Origin of the sequence: Puniceicoccus vermicola, from assembly GCF_014230055.1 — a bacterium.
In the GTDB taxonomy this organism is placed as follows: Bacteria; Verrucomicrobiota; Verrucomicrobiia; order Opitutales; family Puniceicoccaceae; genus Puniceicoccus; species Puniceicoccus vermicola.
The window spans coordinates 185,101-206,260 of the sequence record NZ_JACHVA010000101.1 but is presented as its reverse complement, the minus strand read 5'-3'; the positions used below and the strand labels follow the sequence as shown (position 1 = coordinate 206,260).

Annotated in this window: 11 protein-coding genes; 6 read left to right on the top strand and 5 right to left on the bottom strand. The window is 52.5% G+C overall.

Features of this window, described 5'->3' with window-relative positions:
• Nucleotides 1-4: 4 nt before the first annotated feature.
• Nucleotides 5-166, top strand: a complete 162-nt coding sequence (locus tag H5P30_RS22695; protein ID WP_185693361.1) for a helix-turn-helix domain-containing protein — start codon at nt 5-7, stop codon at nt 164-166.
• Here H5P30_RS22695 and H5P30_RS13000 read toward each other — a convergent pair.
• The 5 genes from H5P30_RS13000 to H5P30_RS12980 all read right to left on the bottom strand — a co-directional run bounded on the left by H5P30_RS13000 (nt 163) and on the right by H5P30_RS12980 (nt 11,428).
• On the bottom strand, nt 163-3,726 hold the full coding sequence (locus tag H5P30_RS13000; protein WP_185693360.1) for a beta-galactosidase: 3,564 nt from the start codon (nt 3,724-3,726) through the stop codon (nt 163-165). The two genes, H5P30_RS22695 and H5P30_RS13000, sit on opposite strands and share 4 nt — an antisense overlap.
• A complete protein-coding gene (locus tag H5P30_RS12995; protein ID WP_185693359.1) occupies nt 3,723-7,154 on the bottom strand; it encodes a beta-galactosidase in 3,432 nt (1,143 codons plus the stop codon). The genes H5P30_RS13000 and H5P30_RS12995 overlap by 4 nt, the downstream gene beginning before the upstream one ends.
• A gap of 344 nt (nt 7,155-7,498) precedes the next feature.
• Entirely contained in the window at nt 7,499-8,548 is a 1,050-nt protein-coding gene (locus tag H5P30_RS12990) for a LamG-like jellyroll fold domain-containing protein (RefSeq protein ID WP_185693358.1), read from the bottom strand.
• An 80-nt stretch (nt 8,549-8,628) separates the two neighbouring features.
• Nucleotides 8,629-10,365, bottom strand: a complete 1,737-nt coding sequence (locus H5P30_RS12985; RefSeq protein WP_185693357.1) for a TIM-barrel domain-containing protein — start codon at nt 10,363-10,365, stop codon at nt 8,629-8,631.
• 106 nt (nt 10,366-10,471) lie between these two features.
• Nucleotides 10,472-11,428, bottom strand: coding sequence for an AraC family transcriptional regulator (locus tag H5P30_RS12980; protein ID WP_185693356.1), 957 nt, complete (start codon nt 11,426-11,428; stop codon nt 10,472-10,474).
• Between the two features lie 151 nt (nt 11,429-11,579).
• On the opposite strand from H5P30_RS12980, the gene H5P30_RS12975 reads away from it, so the two are divergent.
• The 5 genes from H5P30_RS12975 (at nt 11,580) to H5P30_RS12955 (ending at nt 20,647) form a co-directional block, all read left to right on the top strand.
• Nucleotides 11,580-13,130: a glycosyl hydrolase family 32 gene (locus tag H5P30_RS12975; protein ID WP_185693355.1), complete on the top strand. Its 1,551-nt coding sequence runs from the start codon at nt 11,580-11,582 to the stop codon at nt 13,128-13,130.
• A gap of 29 nt (nt 13,131-13,159) precedes the next feature.
• Nucleotides 13,160-16,381: a hypothetical protein gene (locus H5P30_RS12970; protein ID WP_185693354.1), complete on the top strand. Its 3,222-nt coding sequence runs from the start codon at nt 13,160-13,162 to the stop codon at nt 16,379-16,381.
• A gap of 17 nt (nt 16,382-16,398) precedes the next feature.
• A complete protein-coding gene (locus tag H5P30_RS12965; protein ID WP_185693353.1) occupies nt 16,399-17,175 on the top strand; it encodes a hypothetical protein in 777 nt (258 codons plus the stop codon).
• 273 nt (nt 17,176-17,448) lie between these two features.
• Complete coding sequence (gene fdhD, locus H5P30_RS12960; protein WP_185693352.1) at nt 17,449-18,330, top strand: formate dehydrogenase accessory sulfurtransferase FdhD; 882 nt, start codon at nt 17,449-17,451, stop codon at nt 18,328-18,330.
• Between the two features lie 31 nt (nt 18,331-18,361).
• Entirely contained in the window at nt 18,362-20,647 is a 2,286-nt protein-coding gene (locus H5P30_RS12955) for an FdhF/YdeP family oxidoreductase (RefSeq protein ID WP_185693351.1), read from the top strand.
• Nucleotides 20,648-21,160: the final 513 nt, after the last annotated feature.

The following is a 21,160-nucleotide window of genomic DNA, read 5'->3' as shown; positions in this document are numbered from 1 at the left end:
AAGATTGGCCGACCTCGACACCAGCAGAAAAACAATCGCTTACGATCTAGGATTTAAGCATCGATCAAAGTTCTCCAATTGGTTCACCCGCTTGGAGGGCTGCTCTCCCCGTTCTTTTCGCGATCAGCTGAAAGCCTTGAATGTTCGGAATCCGGACATCGATTAGTTCCCGGTATAATCCGGATACTTCTCCATCCATTTCGCATTGCCCATCTTCTTCGGGCGGATGAAGCGGAGAACTTTTAAAGGCGAGTTCCCGGATCGAAACTCTAACTCCATCCCGTTTTCCCGAATCAAGGTTCCGTCGTAGGTACCCATGCGTGTATCGGTAACCATGTCATCGACAAACCATTCCCCATCGGGAACATTTCCGATTTTTTGCAGATAAATCCCTGCTTTCTCTTCGTAGATGAAGGTGTAGAAACGATCCATAGACTCATCGACTCCCTCCAGCATGTAGGGAATCGGATTATCCATAGTACCGTTGGTAACCCCGGCCTTCTTGGCAATCGCTGCCATGAGGCCGTTCTGCTCTTCAGGCTTCATCTCCGGAGTTCCCCAGAAGACGAGAACCTGTCCTTCACCCACCGAATATAGAGAAGCCGCGACACCGCCATCGACGAAGGTCGCGAGAGTTTCTCCACCCACATCCAGATTTCCTTTGTAATAACCAAAGTAATCGGTCTCCGGGATAAATCGGTATGGCCACTTCCAATAGGACTCATAGAGATCCTCTTTCGCTAAATCATTCCGAAGATCCTCCTGTGTAAAGAAGGGCAATCCGCCTTCCGACGAACCGAGCCAATCGGATTCCTCGATCTTCGCAACCACATCTTCTTCATTCATTTCCCATGTCCCAGTCGGCAGCGGAATTTCTAGCTTCTTTAGAAGTGGATACTCGCCGTGCTGCTCATCAGTCGTGTAACGACCTGTGCGTGCAGACATCACCACCAATGCTCCGTTGCGGGCCATCCGGTTTACCACCTCAATCGTGTCCTCGCTCAAAACCTCGTCAATGGGGTTCAAAACCAGCATTTTATAATTGGCCTCCTCATCTTCCCGGTAGAATTCGAAATCGACTGCATCCAGTTTCATCAACTCGAACCAACGCCGCAGGTCAGACTTACGCGCCATAAAGGTAGTTCGATGTTTCGTCAGCAGGGTCTTTTCGTCCTGAATCACTGCTACCTGCTTTGGGTCTTGGACCAAAGTCATCTCCTGAAACTCCCGCAAGATCGGCTTGTAGCGCTCGAAACGGTCGTAGGCGTAGGTCCCCCCATAATGCGCCGTAAGATCGACGCCGGGATTCGGAAAATAATAAACATGCAAGTTTGCTCCCCCTCCTCCTGATTGAGCTATAGAGACATACATCTGCCAATCCAGAACCCAACCCCGGTCGGCAGGATCCCCGTAGGCGGCCCAGCCATGAGGATGATGGGGTTCATTGATCCAGCCAACTCGGTCGTCTTCCCACATTTTCACCATCGTTCCCTCTCCCTGCAAATAATGGTTCCCTCCGTTGTGAAAGTAATCGACAAGATCCAGCAGCTCGTCGTTGCCAACGTTTCGAAACCCACCGTAAACAATGATGACGCGCTGCTCATCATAACTGCGGATGCGTTGGGTAACTCGGTTATACCAGCTCGAACGCCAAAAGTTTTTACAACGCTGAAAGTCCACCCACTGCGGACGAAGGTCCGGCGCTTTACCCTTCGACAAATCCGGCAACGGAGGCATCACTTGCTCCCAGGAAGTATAATCGGTCGACCAACGGTCATTCAATTGCTGTAAGTCGAGCCCAAGAGTATTTTTCAGGTAATCCCGAAACCCGTTCTGACCCGCAACGGAATAATCGGAAATGTACCCGTTCCATGGCTCATCCGGGATAGCCCATTCTCCTCCGGCCTGCATCACGTAATAGCCTTCGAACGCAGGATGCTCTTGATAACGATCATGAACGGCTTTGAAGGCACGATGCCAAGAATCGCGATAGTCTGGATCTGCGACGGAATAACTTCCGTAATAACCGTGCCCCTCCAGAGGCGTCCCGTCAAAGCTTCGCGGCAGGGTGTAAGGCAACCATCGATAAGGCTTCTCCTGCTCCGTATGCGCCAAGCGAACTGTAATCCCCGCACCATTATCCGCTGCGACATCCATGATTTGATCCATCAAGGCAAAATCATACACCCCCGGGAGGATCTCGAATTCGGCCAAATCCACCATATAGGTAATATGCGAGGCCATCTGCTTCGACTCGTCCACCATCTCTGAAAAATTTTCGAGAATATCCTCCTCGACCGGGACTTCCCCGCGACTCCGCTTGTAAAAATAGGTTGTTCGGAAGTAAGGATGCCGTTTGATCACATTCCGATCAGGCAAGTTCCCGTCCCTCGAAATGTAAGCTGGAATTTGTTCCCGGGCGACCCCCAACACATACTCCCCTCCATCCACTGTTTTTTGCTCTTTATCGAGAACGGTGTAGGAAATCCGGTAGGCATCACGATCCTTTACAACCGGTAAAACAACGTTCGCGTCCACGAAGGAGGCCCCCTCAAATCGAACATCTTCTTCCCCTGAATCAATAATTTTATCACTCAGATAGGGCATAAATTGCCATTGTAACGTCAGGGATTCGGAACCATCTTCCGGTTCAAATATGCGAAATTGCACGTTCATTTCTTCATCTTCGCGGTAAACACCTCCTGTCTGTTTTGAATCATCCAAACGGTCCGGATTCATCCGAACCAGCCCCAAGAGGGGACGCTGTGTGAGATCAATACTCGCCACATCCTTCGAAACTTCGGGCGATATATTTTGCTCCCAGCGGATATCCTCGCTCACCACTGGCATACCTTCTTCGTCCCGCACCTGGTAACGGACCCAACTGTTGTGAAGGTCTCCTATCGGCAACTCGATTCGTTGACGACGACTGGCTTCGTTATCCGGGTCAAAATCAAGGGTCTCAACCATCTCCTCTACTGGGGCTCCTTGAAACGCTGATCGGATCTCAAAGCTAATCTCGTATTTGCCTTTCTCCTCGAGAAGAGAATCGGCGAAGGCAAACGGGCTATCAGGCACCTGTTTCCCGCCCAATTCAATGTTCCCGAGGTAAATCGTTCCAGAACTCTCTCCCTCTGCTCGCTTTCCACGATTGGCAAAGAGAACGACCTGAAACCCACGGAACGTAAGATTCCCATCTGGCCAGGCATTCAGGTCTCCCCCTTCAACTCGAAAAATGTTGTCCGTAGCCCCGCCCGCTTCTGTTAGATCAAAGACATGAGTTTTCATCCACTTCCATCCATCGTGGGATTCCTGAAAACTGCGAATCGGAACGGCTCGGTAAGAGATAGTCTCCCCATTTTCGTCCTCAAGCAGGGGTCGAACCTGATAGGTATCTTCCTTCACCCCTTTCATCCGCACTTCGAAGACAACGCGCTGGTCCTCAGGCGCGAGTGCTATCGGTTCTTTCAGCAAGAGCCGAAAGCCCCCTTCTTTCCGGCGGACATGCCCAACCATTTGGGATCGGTCTACCGCAACGTCAAAATCGACGGCTAATAGATCGTCCTCACTAGACAGGAGGCGGACTGTATCTCCCTCCCGTATTTCGACCTTCCAATCATCCACATTCAGAACATCGAAAGCCTTCAATTCGGAAGTACCGAACAAGGGGCAAGTAAGACCAAGTCCGGCCAAGAGAGAAACCACTGTAAGATATTTTCGTTTCATTTTAAAGATTCTGTTTTCTTCATTCTATAGATAGCGACCTCACGGGGCCCCAGTGCCGTGGATAGACCTTCATTCCAAAGCGTATCGGCGGAAAAAACTCCCAAGATCTGTTCTGAGATCATTTCCGCAACCTGATACTCTCCTTGCGGCAGTCTCCAAAAAACGGTTCCGTCTACCGCCTTTTTCCCCCGCATTAGATAGGCTGGATGATAAACCAACCCGTAATAATCGTCGCTATTCTCTTGAGACAGTAGGTTGGTCCACAGAGATGGCGAATCCGATCTTGCGAGCAAATCGACTCCAACCCACCGGGCAATATCACGCATAAACGGATATTCTTCCTCAATTACGGCCGGAACAATCGACGAAGCCCACGCAACAATCACTTGCCCTTCTCCAAAAGGAAAACGAGTGATGGCCGATGCATCCACTTTTTCATCGAAAAACGCGAACACTTCTTCGCCTTCTTTTGAGTCATGAGGCCAAGCAGTTCGAAAACGCCACGTACCAGCCTCTTCGTCAAAAACATCACCCGCTACCGGAATCACGTCAACATACCCCCCGACTCCCGTTTCAGTAACTGGGACGGATAGCCCAAATCGACGCAGTAAGATCCAATCTTCTTCAGGAAGATCCGGAGAACTGCGGCCCGAATCAGCATACAAGAATACGGTTCCCCCATCTTCAACATATTGAACAATCTTATCAATGGTCTTTTCCTCGTAGACCGTGATGCCGGGGAGAATCATCATTTTGCCTCTACAAGCTCGGTCGATATCTCCCCAAGGTGCATTGATTCCCGCCTCCATGAGCACCATATCCGGCCAAAGTTCCCCGTGGTAGTTCAAACGTTCGATTTCAAGCATGCCAGCATTCAAGTCATTCAGCACATAGACTTCACGAGGCATGGTCTTGGTGTACCTCAGCTCCTTCCAGATTGGAATAAACTGGAGAAAACGATCCAGCGAATGCGGAGCCGAAAGAAGCTGCTCATAATCAAGGCGAACAGGATAAAACATCTTGATATTGGCATTTCCTCCTCCTCCTAGGAGCATGGTATATAGGGTTGCGTCCAACTGAGTCGGAAAGTGTTCCGACCAGTTTCCCACCGAGACTTCTTCCGCCCGACGCTGGAGTCCGTAGTCGGCCATTTGCATGGCTGCCCCACCGAAGGTCTCTGGATTCTGACTTCCTCCGTCCGCCAACATGCATCCCATATCACTGAGCGCGTCCATAGTCTCCGGGGTCTGCCCCCCGGTGTAAACCTGAATAATTCGATGATCATCGACCTCTCGAATCGTTTCCACGCAATCGATCAGATGGCTGCCCACACCACGTCGGAGAAAGGCGAGCCAATCTAGTCGCTGCCTTCCCGTAGCCTCCTCGGGTGGAACGATGATTGCCTCCCAACTCGCATAATCAGTTGCCCATCGGGAATTCACCGCCTCCAACGTTTGAAACTCCCTGCGCAGGTGATCTCGGAATTGGCCAAGGGTTTCCTCCGAACCTCCGATATACCAACCCGACGTCGGCATATCATAAGGATGTTCGGTGAGCACAAAGTAGCCATGAACTGCGGGACTACCCCGATAACGTTCTGCCAACGTACGATACAGATTCAAAGTCGCCGCCTTAACCTCATCCGAGTAGTAGTGATTAATGCGCCCTCCGTGAAATGTGTAGGGAATCGGATTGTAAATTTCCCCATCTTCGTTGCGCGGCTTCTCATAGATCGCGGGCAGCCATTCCGGCTCGGCGCCCATGATCGAGGGCCAAATCAGTACCGTCACGCCCTTCGTCTCCGCGTAGTCAAGAAACCGGTCCAACTCCGACCAGTCATAAACTCCCTCCATTGGCTCGATATCTCGCCAACGCACAATGAACTCTACGGTCGAAGTAATTTCCGAAGCCCGATCCAAAAAATTCTTCAACAACCGCCAACGTTCCTCCGGGTCGCGTATCGAGCCGTATCCGTGTGGCATGAGATAAATGATAGAATCTCCTTCGAGAATTTCCTCGTAGGAAGGAATCGACGCGGGAATCTCTGACCAAGGACTTTCAGCCTCTTTGACACCAAAGAGTCGAGTTTCCCGATCCATCAGCTCCCCGTCCTCAAAAACATCCATCTTCATCTGATAGGTTCCTGCCTTCATCTTCCCCAGCGAAACCGGAACCATCTGTCGCTGAGGAACAGACTCAAGATCTCCCTCGAATTCATCCACCAGCTCACCACTACTGTCATGACGAATCGTCAGCTTCCACTGATACTCATGACGATCCGCATCATCTGGAAGCCAAAACGCCGTTTCCCATAAAACGGAATCATTTTCCTCCCCGACAAAAGACTCGCGATTTGGAGCCATCCGCAGAAAAGAATAAGGAACCTGGACTTCGGGAGCCACCTCCTCGCGATCCGCCGGCTCCTCCCCAGCCAGGATATCGAGCCGAAATTCGAACTCATCGATACGGCTGGTCAAACGTGCTGGCTCGCGATTCCACTTCTTTTTGACCCGAATCCAGTAACTTCCCTCCGCAAAAACCGGAATCTCGATCTTGCGTAGAAAAGTATTCCGGTAATCGGGATCGTCCCGGTCGACGAGAATTTCCTCTCCACCGACCAGAAAAGGCTGTCCGGCATATTCATCCCTCACATCCCAGCTAATCACGAACTGCTCTCCGTAATGCGGTTGCTTGAGTTCACCTAAGGAGAGAGAAGGAACGGGATCATCCGCGCCAAAATATTCAGTGTCCGCCAGAGAATAATAGAAGTCTGCCTCCCGCCAGAGTAAGCGGGTAAACTTGAAGTTCCCCAAGGAAAACACCAAGGGTTTGGCATTCTCACCGGCAGCGGGCTCTTTATAGTTCAAACCCTCAAAACGTATCCCCACCACTGACAAAGGAGGCTCTGGCAGGTCACGCACGGAAGGGTCCACTGCATCCAAAGTCGCTCCTGCACGCCTCATTACGGGCCTTTTGAACCCCGGCGCATAAACTCGAACCGCACGCGGGCGTTGGTTGTTCGCGAAATAGTGGGTTCTCTTCGGAAGAAGATTCGAATGCAAATCATAGTCGTAAACATGCCCCTGGCAATCCTTCACCAACAGCCGCAACTGAAAGCCTGTAGGCCATCCTCCGGTAGAATGAATATCGAGAGAAAACTCATCGCTCCACTCGGGAACCCGGACCGGCTCTTTTAGCCAAATGTCCGCGATGTCTCCCCTGCGAAAATCTGTAATTCCCAAGCCAAGACGTTCTGAAATGGGGAACCAACTTAGGCGATCAGACCCGTTCTCAGCAATGACCCAAGACTCCACGTCGGCCATCTCCGGAATCCGCTCTACAGGATCCTCATTGGTAGAGGCCATCAACGGAGACGGGAGTCCCGGAAACGAAAAAACGGAGAGCAATAGCAGAATACGGAGAAACATGGGGATGGGAAATGTTCGAAAGTGAATATCGAGAAACAGTCTACCGACTGCCATCCAATTTCACAATGGTCGGGGTGTCTAAAATGTGGTCCAAATGTTGGAGCCGAACAGCGAAGCAGGAGATCTCTCGCTTTCATTCTCCTGGCCTTAGCGATCAAGCCAGAATCATAAAGTCTCAAGAACTACAACAAAAGCCCTCCCCCGGTTGCATTCATCCACCGAGGAAGGGCCTTTCAAAGCGATTTTCTCTATTCCAAAAGGCCTCAGCAGAAGCCTCATTCAATCATCTGTTGCGCCCGAGATCTTCGTTCCAGACATCCAAAATGAGAGGACTGAAACAATCTTCACTCCCGAGATTTCCGACGGATCAGAAGAAGCAGAACCGACATCAACCCAATCCATCCCGCATAGGCGGAAGGTTCGGGTATCGCTGCGGAGACACCGGAAACTTCTGCTCCTTCTCCGTCCAACCAAATGTAGTAGTTCCCGCCCTCTTGCCAAACATCTCCGGCGGATTTCCCCGTCGTATCGAAACCGGAAGCATAATCCCACTCCAGGTCATCTACAATCACCGTCGAACCACCCGCAGCGCCAGTTTCCCATTCCTCAAAGAGGGAATTCATAATTCCGGCGTTATACCCCGTCAGCTGCTCGGGAGCCTGGCTCAGCGAACGGGCTTGGCCATCTGTGAGAATCCCATTCCAGATAGCAAGATCATCAAAATAGATCGGCGCTTGTCCTCCCTTAAGAAGAATCGAATCAGTGTAAGGCCCGCCCGCTGAGAATGCATTGTCCTGATTGAAATCACTGTAAGTGCCGTCAATAAAGGCATCATATCCTACAGAAGTGTCCCAGGTTGCGACCAGCTGAACCCATTCGCCCAAAGCAAACTGATTACTAGAATACCTCTGGACTCCGTTCGCCGTAATTCTCAATTTTCGCGCATTTGCGCCAGTGCCTCCAGACATTGAATACTGCCAGCCGCTCTGACCATTCACGCTCAAGAAATCGATCCATGCAGGTGTGGCGGAATCCACATAAAACCAAGTCGAAAGAGTCATCTGCGCCCCAGCAGTATCCTGTCTCAAAACATCGGTACTGTTCGGCAAACTGATTGATGTAACCGAATTACCTAAATAGAGAGAAGCCCCGCCCCCTAGTGACGAAGGAAGTTGCGATGTAGACCCCGAGGGTGATCCGCTACTGACAGAAGCTACCCCACCCTGGCTCCCACTATTGGCCAAGCTGAAACTGGTGCCATCATCGAAAGGCAAATAATAGAGCATCTCGGCCTCCACCGTTGCCCCCACCAAACAGGCCGCAGCGAGAAGAGAGGAACGAATTTTTCCTGAACCGGGAAACCGGCAGTAAGTCTTTAAGTTGGGGTAATTCATATGTTCAAATTGTATAAAATGGTGCGATATTCGACAATAGTCCAAGTGTCCGAACTATGGTCTATCTGTAGAAACCGCAATCACCCAGCACAACCTCTCCGAAGCACCTCCCAGTGCTCTGAATCTGCTACACGAGGCTTTGAAAAGAAGTTGTCGCGAAGAGCCAATACATTCCCCACCTCAACGCAGGCCTGCATTCGGGAAGCCGATGCGAAGTATTCGTCAAGAGATTCATCAAATTCATGCATGTCATACGAGACGGTGACCCCCGGGCAGGTGCTCTTTAACATGCGGGCACGCTCTTCGTGCTCCCTCCAATTACTGGTATGAACATCGTAGGTCCGGTTTAGATCGATATAGGGCGAAAGCCAGTAGTTTCCCGCGCAACCCAAATGCAACGCCTCTGGCTTATGCCTCTTCATTTCTGAGTAAAACAGATCGAAAACCTTCAAAAAATATTGCTCCTCGCCGCGCCAAGATGAATCGCAAAGCGGGTTTTCTGGATGCACCTTATCGGCAAGAAAATCCGTCTTCACCCCGTCAAGATCATAACACCCGGGTCCGTCTGAGAAAAACGTTCGCATCAAAGGCTTCAAATAACTCTCCTGAATTTTTCGATCGGAGTAATCCCGCCAGCGAAATCCCCTTCGATTGAGCCATCCACCCTCAGCCAATTCGTGAGAGGGAATCTTTGCATCCTTGGCGATTTCAGCCCAATTCCACCAAACCATGACCTTAAATCCACGCTCATGGAGATCATTTACCAATCGCCGAAGATCGGGAAAACGCTGGGTGTGAGGCCTCCAATCACCCCGCGCAACATTCCAACCTTCGTCCAACAAAATTGTCCGAACCGGAATCTTCTCGCGCTGAATAACCTCTACAGCCCGACGAACCATCGACTCATTCAATTGCTCCAGCGCGCTGGATACCGAATCGGCAGTCTGGTCGACTAACTCCGCTTCGAACTGTCCGTTGGACAGCATTCGTTGATCGTTCCAAGTGCAATAAATCGGCTCTCTCCACCAATCGTGAAAGACCTTCTCCTGAGCGTCCGGGATGATTTTTTCCTCAATCAGCATATCTCCGAACTGGGCAAACATCTGATGCACCTCGACATTCGAGCGCGTGAATAGTCTCATCCGGCCAACAAAAAGATTCTCACCACCCGGAATCTGCCATCCGTGAGGTCTATCGCCAAAATCCAAGAACCAGCTTTCAACTTCCCCTCGCTTGACACTCAGGGACATTCCAAAGCTAGGCTGCAAATCGAGAAAACCACAAAACAGCGCATGCCGATCCCGTCGAAAGAGAAGAGCCGTCGGATGTGGAGCGAATTGCCAATCATCCGAATAGGTTCCCGTATCCAAGGCCGAACCTACATTCAACTCAGGCCACGTCGCTGGAGTATAATGCCGGTTCCGGAAATTCACGACATCGTAGGCATTCAACTCCGTGCCCGGAGGAAAAATCTCGATTCGATTCAGTTCAACCTTCTCCGAAAACCGAAGCGTGCAGCTGCAATCCACCCCGAGCCGATCTTCCGTCCCGGTAAACTCTACCAGCATCTCTTCCAGACCCTCCGCCGCATAGCGCAGGATGACAGAGCCCCCCTCCCGTGAGACAGACACTAGTTCCGTTGAAAGCCTGCGTCCGTTGACCACAGGCTGAAAGTATGAAGCGTTCTCCGAACGCAGAAGGAATGACTGCCCAGCCGAATCGCGGATCGTCAAGGAACCATCCAAGATTCTCCATTGAAATATCCCCAGAGAGACAATGTCGTCCACCCCTGCGATTTTGGGGGTCTCCAGACTCATACGAGTTCATCCCCCTGGTCCGCTACCGATTTTCCTATTTTTGCTAAAGGCATCCCTTCCATCATAAGGAAGGGTCGCCCAGCGGTAAATGCCCTCGATGTCCGAATTATTGTCTATCTGTAATCAGGCGGTCCGCCACATCATCCACTTCCAATACTCGGTTGATCGCATGAATCTTTTTAAATTGTCCGGGCGACATATGATAAACGCGGCGAAATACCTTACACAAATGGTTCGCATCCGCGAAGCCGGTCTCCCGGGCAATATATTGGAGCTTAAACCCCTGCCTCAGAAGTGAGATCGCATCTTTGAGACGTAACTCATTGAAATAGGCAGCGGGGGAGATTCCGGTAATCTGCTTGAAATGCATCGATGCCTGAGCACGTCCCATCCCCAGCACCTGAGCGAAATCCTCTACTCCAAACGAACGCTGCTGATTCTCCCGGTAGAATTTGTCCGCAATAAAAAGTAATTCCTTCCGGGGATCCTCCGGATGCTTGAGCTGATACAAGTGCCTCTCGACCTCAAGCATCCAGCACAACGCAGCCTTCTCCGCTTCGAATGGATCATCCAGATGACCCGAAAACATCAACTCGATCACTCGCAGCGTTTCAGATTGAAAGCGAGATCCTCCCTCAACCGGAAAGGTGTAAACCCAGTCCGAAACAGCGCGTGTCAGCCGATCGACCACCCAATGCGTATCCTTCAGGAATAAGTAGAAGAACTTCCATCCATTTCCCGAAGGGGACACCCTATATTCATGCTCTGAGGGGATCGGGACCAAAAAGGCCTGGCCCGGTCCCTGAGCAAAGACCTTGTCTTCTACTCGAAGCTCTCCTTCGCCTTCCAGAGTCCATTGAAAGGTAAACCACCGATTCGTTTCCGAGCCTCCTCGCTCCATGCCATTCCATCGATAGTCCTCGGACGGGAACTGAAACTCGGCCCCCACACCGAAACTGCTCTGATGGATTAGATAAGAGTGCCCCGCATAGTGGGACCCCTTCGACTCGAACCCATAATCGCGGATTACGGAATCCCAAACTGCAAGCGCATCGTCAGACATAGTAAGATCTTACAAATAGACTATATAGTTCATTTTACAAACCGAATGGAGTCTCATACAAAAATACAAATAAACCATCTTCGGACAACGCAAGTCTCTTAGATCTTGAAAACCAACTCATTTCGACCTCTCGCATTCAAAATTTTTGAGTATGAATTCATTTCCTCACCCCAACGACCTCAATAACAATCAACCCATTCAAGTCCCCTATCTAAAGCAAATCCCGGACATAATCGAACTCCAACCTGGCCGACAACTTTTTCTAGACGATTATCTATGGGAAGCTCATCGAACAAGCATGAGCCCCTGCTACCACCAACCCGCCAAGTTCTCTGGGAACCCCATTCTCTGGCCGGAGACGGCAGAGGAAACCGACCCTCGATTTCCTCCGTGTGCCATTGCCAAAAGTGGAGGCGTCTGGTTCGACGATCGCTACCAGCTCTTTAAGATGTGGTATATGACCGGCTACCTCGGCTACGCAGCCCTAGCCATCAGCCGCGATGGGATCCATTGGGAACGCCCCTCTCTCGACATAGTCCCGGGCACAAATCTAATTCTCCCCCAAGAAGTTCATCCAGATTCTGGCAGTGTCATCATCGACCATAATGCGACCGGTGATGAACCTCGCTACAAGATGCTGATGCGCGAACCCAATCCCGTCGGCCCACCATGGATCGACAATTTTGAAGCGCTTCTTTACACCTCCAAGGATGGAGTCCACTGGGATTTTCGGGGGAAGTCCGGACCTATGGACGACCGCAGCACGATGTATTACAACCCAATTCGGCAAAAATGGGTGCAAAGCATCCGAAAGTGGCATCCGCTAGCCTGTCGTGCACGCTACTACCACGAAGGAGATCATTTCCTGGAAAGCGCTCGTTGGACCGAAGAAAGCATGACCCCTTGGATGCGGGCCGACTGCCTCGATCACGGCAAATATTTCCCGGCCCAACTCTACAATTTCGATGCCATTGCCTACGAGAGCATGATGATCGGATTTCACCAAATCCTACACGGTCCGAACAATCCTCACGGTGAATCTCGGGGCGAGCCCAAACTCACTGAACTCTACTTAAGCAGCAGTCGCGACGGATGCCATTGGTATCGACCAGACCGCCAGCCTTTCATTCCCGCCCGTCGTGAATACGGTTCATGGGAATTCGGATATGTGGAATCCAGCGCAGGCATGTGCTGCATCGTTGGAGATGAACTCTGGCTCTACTATTCGGCTTATGGCGGCGATCCCAACCGTATTACAGAGGACTGGAGAACCAACGGCATGTATTCGAACGGAGCAATGGGCCTGGCCAAGATTCGCCGCGACGGATTCGCCTCTATGCGCCCCAACTACCCTGGAAGTGAACTTCAAACAAGGCGCATGCGATTTAAAGGCCGACACCTTTTCGTCAACGCCACTACGGTTGGGTCCCGTCTGAGCGTCGCCGCGATCGGCACCGATGAAAAGCCTATCCCCGGTCTCTCGCACGAGGATTGTCTCGGGTTTGTTGGCAACAGCACATGCGCACAGATCCGTTGGAAGAATAAAGACCTCTACTCCCTGGAAGAGGAAGGGGTTCGGTTCCATTTCAAATTGGATCGAGGCGATCTCTTCTCATTTTGGATGACTGACAATCTGGAAGGAAAAAGCGGAGGATTTACAGCCGCAGGAGGGCCAGGATATACAAACGGACGAGATACCTGAGCCTCCCCAATGATTAACTACCCAACCCAATGCGTAGCCCCCACCTCACACAACCCCAGCCTCAAACAACCTCATTGGGCGTCCCAATGGACTCCGGCTTTGCCCTGATTATTTCGATTTCACTGATGGCTTTCGTGCTTCTGATACTGATAGCGATCGCCACCCTCACTCGGATCGAAGCCCAGCATTCCAACCATCAGTTAGGCAGGCTCAAAGCCCAGCAGAATGCCCTTCTTAGCTTCAACATTGCCCTCGGGGAACTTCAAAAGCAAACCGGGCCCGACACACGAATCACGGCGTCTTCGAGCCTTCTGGATACGGATCCTTCCACTCCTGAAGTCGATGGGCAAAACCACAATCACTGGACCGGGGTCTGGGACGAATCCGGAAATCTGCTCACCTGGCTGATCAGCGGAAACACGGGCCTCGACCCTGAAGATCCCGATTTCACTACTCCCGATTCGGTTCTACCTGTATCGGTACTCCTGACCGATGACGATTCCGTCACCGCCCCTCTGCAATCGATCAGCCCAAACAATGGATACGCATTCTGGGTGAGCGACGAAGGCATTAAAGCCAAGTTCAGCTCCGCCGGCTCCGAGACTGCCGGCGATCTTCTTCTCTCCTCCCAAAAAGCCGAAATCACCCTCATGAGCAACCTGGGATGGATCGAATCCTTCTCGCGAGCCGAGCTCCAGCAGGCCCAATATGTGAACGAACTTGCTCAGCGTGCAAACGATCCTACCGAACTCACCGCTCTCCGTGACCGCTATCACGATCTCACCGCTCGCAGCTATGGGCTCCTGACCGACACGCGCAACGGAGGATTGAAAAAAGATCTGACTCTCGCCCTCTATGACAATTCTTTCATGCCCACCGGACAAATCTTCGACCCGATTGGCGGTGTCCAACTAGATTCCGATCCAGGGGGTCCTCTCTGGTCGCAACTCCAAAACTGGGCCACCACGACGACAAACCTCCTCGGGCAACTTCCAGTCCAGCGCCAGTCGCAAACACAGGTCGGCTTTCACCCAGTCATCACTCAAGTTCAGCTCTATGTCCTCCCTCGCTACGATCCGACCCCCAATGCCGATGGAGAATACACAGTTTATCTCGAGTTCCTGCCAGCCGTCACTCTGTGGAATCCGTACAGCGTGACTTTGGAAGAGACCGACTATCGCCTGGACTTCGGGCAAACCTTCTACCAAACGAACTCCTCCACAGAACACATTCACCACTACGACCAGTACCTCGGAAGTTGGGATATTCGAATCAACGGAGCCCGAGATGACGTCAAGATCCCCGGTTCCGCACGACTCAGTCTCAACCTAAGCAACGTCCAGTTGATGCCTGGAGAAGCCGTTTGCTTCTCACCGCCCAATGGGAACACCGAGCTGCCCGTTTTTACGAGACTGGCTCGGCCAAAGTCAGGAGAATCTGAGCTCACGCCAGGCTTCCGTCCCTCCGCCAGCTACCACATCCCCACTGGCAATACCTTCACCTCAGCCTCTTCCGGCTTCACACCAGCGGATTTCGAATTAATCCCAAGCCGGTCCTTCTCCAATTCAGTGCGCCTCGTCCGACGGGACAACGAAAGCGTTCTTTTCGAAGCGTTCTATCTAGCCGGATATGCATCCAATGCAGCGGCTCCCTCCATGATGCAGCCAATGGGCGGCCCAATTGCCTCCATGGAAGGAAGCGTGGGTATGAAGTCGATTCACAACTTCGTCGAGAGCGGATCCGACCGTTCCGTGAAATGGACAGCAAACTACAATCCCCGTGCATCGGCCAATGGGTCGAACCCGATTTTCTACCACAATTTCCGAAACAACAGCGACGTCGTCGAATCCAAGATCAACAATCCTTCCTTCGAATCCTACGTAACTCTAGACGGGCAGGACCAGAGTTTCGGATTGCCCATATCTGGCAGTCGAGCCGGAACCGGGTTCTCCGTCAATCCTGTCTTCAATGAGCGCAGTATACTATTCTCCTCTCCTCCCAACCGAGCTGAGCTTCAATCGATCGGTCAGCTGATGGACGCTCCTCTCTACTACTCCGCCCCAATTGTGACCTCAGAAACCGACCTGAATCGCATTCAAAATCTGGAAACAAAATATCGGATCAAGTGGGGACGCTTTGACAATCTCATCCCCGCCTATGCGATCGGTAACAGCCTTGCCGATCCCAACATCCAATCCGACCAGACATTCACTCGTTGGACCGATTACCCACCTCCATCCTCCCAATATTTCAATACTACCTACACCAACATTAAGGGAATGCACTATGACTATTCATACTGGCTGAATGAGGCCCTGTGGGATCCATTTTTCTTTTCCTCTCTTTCTTCCACAACGAGCAGGCATCCCTCCAATCAAAGACTAGTCCCGCTCAATGAAAGCGACACTTCCGCCCTGACTAGTGAAACTGCTGCTAGCAACTTTCTGTTGGACGGAGCCTTCAACATCAACTCGACTTCGGAAGAGGCTTGGAGAGCAATTTTGGCTTATAGCTATGGACAAACTATTGAGCCCGACCAAGAGGAAGGCGCCCCCTATCTCCGTATTTACGACTCCCCGGGAGAGGCCTTCGCCCTCTCCGACGACGAATATGAAACTGCGAGCTATCACGGCTATCGCACATTGAATTCCTCTCAAATCAAGAACCTCGCCCATCAAATCGTCCAAGAAATTAAGTGGCGAGGGCCATTCACATCGCTCGCAGACTTCATCAATCGGGATCCGGATCGGGACGCCCCCAACACTCTGGGCACAGATGCCTTTCGGCTCAAGGGACCACTGGCCGCCGCCTTGGCATCGGCCGATTCAATCTCTACGGCCGAAGCCAACCATCTCGGGATCAATCGCGCCAATGCTCAGATCAACACCTCCCTGCAATCAGCATCCATTAAAACCCAAGCTCGTACCGAAAATGGATTCAATGGCGATGCACAGAAAGGCTGGCGATCCGAAGGAATTCCGGGATGGATCACCCAGGCGGACCTACTCGCCCGGTTGGGATCGACGCTAACCCCTCGTTCCGATACATTTACCATCCATCTATATGGCGAAAACAACAACGTATTCGAAGATGAAAAGTCAATAGCCCGCGCAGAAGCCACCGTTCAGCGTCTTCCCCCATACCTCAAATCCACAGATCCGGAGAGCTCCCTCCCCTCAACGCTTACCGATTCCGTCAATCGGATCTTTGGAAGAGGATATAAGGTCGTTTCCTTTCGTTGGTTGAACTAAATACACTGACGGCAGAAATGAATCTCCGCTCCATATTCCTAGCCCTGTTTTTCACGTCTCTCTCAGTCGTTCACGCAGAGGACGAAAAAGCACACCCTGTGGTCTCCTTTCGAATCTATTTGTGGCCCGGAGAGAATCCACCCGGAGTTCAGACTGTCCCAACGCCGGATAGCAATGCAGCTTCAAACAAGGAAGAAGACGGGATCGATTTCATGGATCCCTACGAACCACCTTTGATCGAATATTGTCCAACAGGGGAAGGAGAGACCGTTCAAATTAAAGCTGAGGCGCAACGAATCTCACCTCTCTACGAATACTCCAGCTCCGATCCACTCACGTTTTTTCAGGAGGTATCCACTTCCAACAACTCCTTCTCGCGCAAAACACTCGGAAAAATCGGTCTACCTCCCAATCAGAAACAATCGCTCCTGATCTTCTACCCGAAAAGCGAATCCACTGGATACGATATATTCCCCGTCGATAGTTCTCAACGCGGCATACCAGCCGGGAAATCACGGGTCTACAACCTGACAACGACTCCCGTAGCTTGTCTCTTCAACCAACAATCTATCCGGTTGGAACCTGGAGAATCTGAGCTCGCTGAACTCGGTCCGAACCAAGATTTCTCCGTGACGATTCGAATTGGCGCGCCCAATGAAGAAGGGAAATGGCGCGAACGCTACGCCCAACGACTGCGCATTCCCCCTGAAGCGAGTATCCTCACTCTGATCTACAGAAAGTCGGGAAACCGGAATGCTTATCGAGTGACCGCCCTGGAGATTCCGGAAGAATAGGGAACCCATAGCCCGCGATTCGGCCGAAGAGTAGCGGAGTGATTCGACGGGAGATCGGTAGCACCGCCGCTTCGCCGATCAACTCAGGGCTGCCAAAGGTCTAGGAAGCTTGGATTCCCGGTCTTCCATTGCGATCATCGAGCAAGGCTCGATGCTACGAAATGGGCACATGGCTTAAGCAATACTCGGGCGGAAAGAAACCTTCTTTCCGCCCTCTCCCATCGATTCTCTCACTTGCGGAGACTTCAAAATCGGGCATAGTAGAAGGCGTCCATGATAGCCTCCAAAGCTCAAGCGCAATCCGCTCCCGCCGTTCGATCGACCATCAAAGTCATTCGTCAGCGGATTGAGGGCAATCTCGCTCATTCGCCCGAGACGGATTTCCTCGCAATCGAAGATCCTCTTGAACTCAGCCTATGCTCACAGTCGGGCGGATCCTGGGTGGAGAGAAATTTCTCGGTAACGATGCGCACACCGGGGAATGATGAGGAATTGATCTACGGACTCCTCTATGCAGAAGGGATCATTCAGCGGGCCGAAGACATCAAAGAGATCGATTTTACGGCCGACAATGATCACGCCGCCCCGAATCGGGCCCGAATCCGCTTGCGGGAGGGCCTCGACGCCTCCGCCAAAACAAAGGAACGCCACTTCGCAGTTCACTCCAGCTGCGGCGCCTGTGGCACGGTCTCTCTCGGCCATCTCGAAATTCCCAAGTCGCTCCGGATCGAGGATCCAGTCGAGGTGGATTCCGAATGGATTCACAGCCTCCCCCGGCAAATGAGGGAACAGCAAAACACCTTCGAACAAACCGGAGGACTCCACGCCGCGGCGATCTTTTCCTCCGACGGTCAACTCGAGGTCGTTCGCGAAGACATCGGACGCCACAACGCCCTCGACAAGGCCATTGGAACCAACCTCCTGAATCAGCGGTCCCCCTGCACGGGCCAGACTCTTTGCGTCAGTGGCCGCATGAGCTACGAAATCATTCAGAAAGCCCTCATCGCCCGAATTCCCATCATCGCCGGCGTTGGTGCGCCTTCCAGCCTCGCCGTTGCTCTTGCCAATGATTTCAATCTCACCCTCATTGGTTTCCTTCGGGATCACCGATACAATTTATACAGCTGCCCAGAGCGCATCCGCACCGCCCCATAAATCTTCATTCTTTTTTCTGGACTAACCGACTATGCAACCCGACGCCGAACCGCCTCGCAAACTCCTGAACCTCGAACGTGGTGCTCCCAAAGAGAAAGCGGTTGGCCGGAAGGCAGTTACGAACTCCCTCAAACATCTTCATGGACAGGCTGGCACGAAGCGGAGTGCCCAAGCCCTCTACCGACTGAACCAGAAAGGCGGTTTCGACTGCCCGAGCTGCGCCTGGCCCGATCCGGACGACGAGCGCTCACGATTTGAGTTCTGCGAGAATGGGGCGAAGGCGGTGGCCACCGAAACCACCCGCAAGCGCATCGGGGCCGAGTTTTTCGAAAAATACTCCGTAACCGAACTCGCGGAACAGTCGGATTACTGGCTCAACGATGTTGGCCGGCTGACCACTCCCATGGTTCTCGAGAAGGAGGCCAGCCACTACCGCCCGATCTCATGGGACGATGCCTTCTCCCTCATTGCCGAAGAGCTCCAGTCACTGGATAGCCCCGATGAAGCGGCCTTCTATACCTCCGGGAGAGCCAGCAACGAGGCCGCATTCCTTTATCAGCTCTTCGCCCGCCAGTTCGGCACCAATAACCTACCGGACTGCTCCAACATGTGCCATGAGTCCAGCGGTAGCGCCCTGACCGAGACGATTGGCGTCGGAAAAGGCACCGTGACTCTGGAGGATATCGAAAAGACCGACTGCCTCATGATCTTCGGTCAAAATCCGGGAACGAACCACCCGCGGATGCTCTCCTCCCTGGAAAAGACGGTTCAGAACGGCGGTAAAATCATCTCCGTAAACCCTCTTTTCGAGACCGGACTCAAGGCCTTCTCCCACCCCCAAAAACTTTCCGGCATTCTCGGCAAAGCCACCCCTCTGGCCTCACAGCATTTGCCTGTGAGACTCAACGGGGACCTCGCGCTGCTGAAAGGCATGCTCAAGTGCATCCTCGAAAACGAAGCTACTTCCCCCGGAGGCGTCATCGACCAGAAGTTCATCGCCGAACACACCTGTGGATACGAAGCGATGGTCGACGATCTGGAAAAGGTCTCTTGGTCCACGATCGTCGAACAATCCGGCCTCAGCGAAGAAGAGATCCGACGGGCGACCCGCACTTTCACGGAGTCCGAGGAGGCCATCACCTGCTGGGCGATGGGCCTCACCCAACACCGAAACTCCGTAGCCACGATCCGCGAAGTCGTAAACCTCCATCTCATCACCGGCAAAATTGGGCGTCCCCGCAGTGGACTTTGCCCCGTCCGGGGCCACAGCAACGTTCAGGGTGATCGCACCATGGGCATCTGGGAGAAAATGCCAGAATCCTTCCTCCAAACCTTGGAAAATGTATTCGACTTTCAGGCACCCCGAGAACATGGCTACGACACGGTCGACGCGATTCGAGCCATGCACGCCGGCCAAGTTCAGGTGTTCTTCGGCCTCGGAGGGAATTTTCTCTCCGCCTCACCGGACACCCACTATACCGCAGCCGCCCTCCGCAAATGTCGCCTCACGGTCCAAGTGTCCACAAAGCTCAATCGAGGACACTTGGTCACGGGCGATCGAGCCCTCATCCTCCCCTGCCTGGGACGAACCGAGACCGACCTTCAAGCCAGTGGCCCGCAATTCGTTACCACCGAGAACTCAATGGGCGTCATTCAAAGCTCCGAGGGACGTCTTGAACCAGCCTCCCCTGACCTCCTCAGCGAGCCCGCGATCATCTGCCGACTCGCTCGCGCGACCTTGGGAGAACGATCAACAACCCCATGGGAATCCTTTGAGGAGAACTACGACCGCATTCGCGAAAAGATCGAGGCAGTCGTTCCCGGGTTTGAGGATTTTAACCAAAGAGCCCGTCGCAAGGGAGGATTCTATCTCCCCAACGGGGTCAAGGAACGAGTTTTTGAAACCGATAGTGGCAAGGCAGAATTCTCGATCAATCCGCTCTCGCCGATTCAATTGGAGGAGGGCCAACTCCTGCTGCAAACCTTCCGCAGCCACGACCAGTTCAACACCACTATTTACGGAAACAACGACCGCTACCGCGGAATCCAGAATGAACGCCGCATAATCTTCATGAACCGCGAGGACATGAAGGAACGGAACCTCGTCGCCGAACAACCCGTTAATATCACCAGTCACTTTCAAGGAGTCGAACGAACCGCCGAACTCTTCCTCGTCATTCCCTACGATACCCCGAAGGGATGCGCCGCTGCCTATTACCCGGAGGCCAATGTTCTCGTCCCCGTAGAGTCCGCCGCCGAAACGAGCCAAACCCCGACCTCAAAGTCGATCGTCATCACCGTGGCTGCACATCGGTAAGGGATCAGCCTTTCTCCAACCGCCTTACCGTAGAAACGGCTATCGCCATTCCTCTACAACGATTGCCACGAAGGCAACGGATCTTTCGGAGCGGAAGCGCTATAGCGATTTCGTTGCCCTCCGCTGAAAACCCTTTCTCCGACCGCCAGTCCGTAGAAATGGCTATCGCCATTCCTCTACAAGGAATACCACGAAGGAAACAGATCTTTCGGAGCGGAAGCGCGATAGCGATTTCGTTGCCCTCCGCTAAAAACCCTTTCTCCGACCGCCAGTCCGTAGAAATGGCTATCGCCATTCCTCTCCAAGGACTACCACGAAGGCGACGGATCTACCGGAGCGGAAGCGCGATAGCGATTTCGTTGCCCTCCACTGAAATCCCTTCCTCCGATCGCCTGTCCGTAGAAATGGCTATCGCCATTCCTCTCCAAGGTTTACCACGAAGGCAACGGATCTTTCGGAACGGAAGCGCGATAGCGATTTCGTTGCCCTCCGCTGAAATCCCTTTCTCCGATC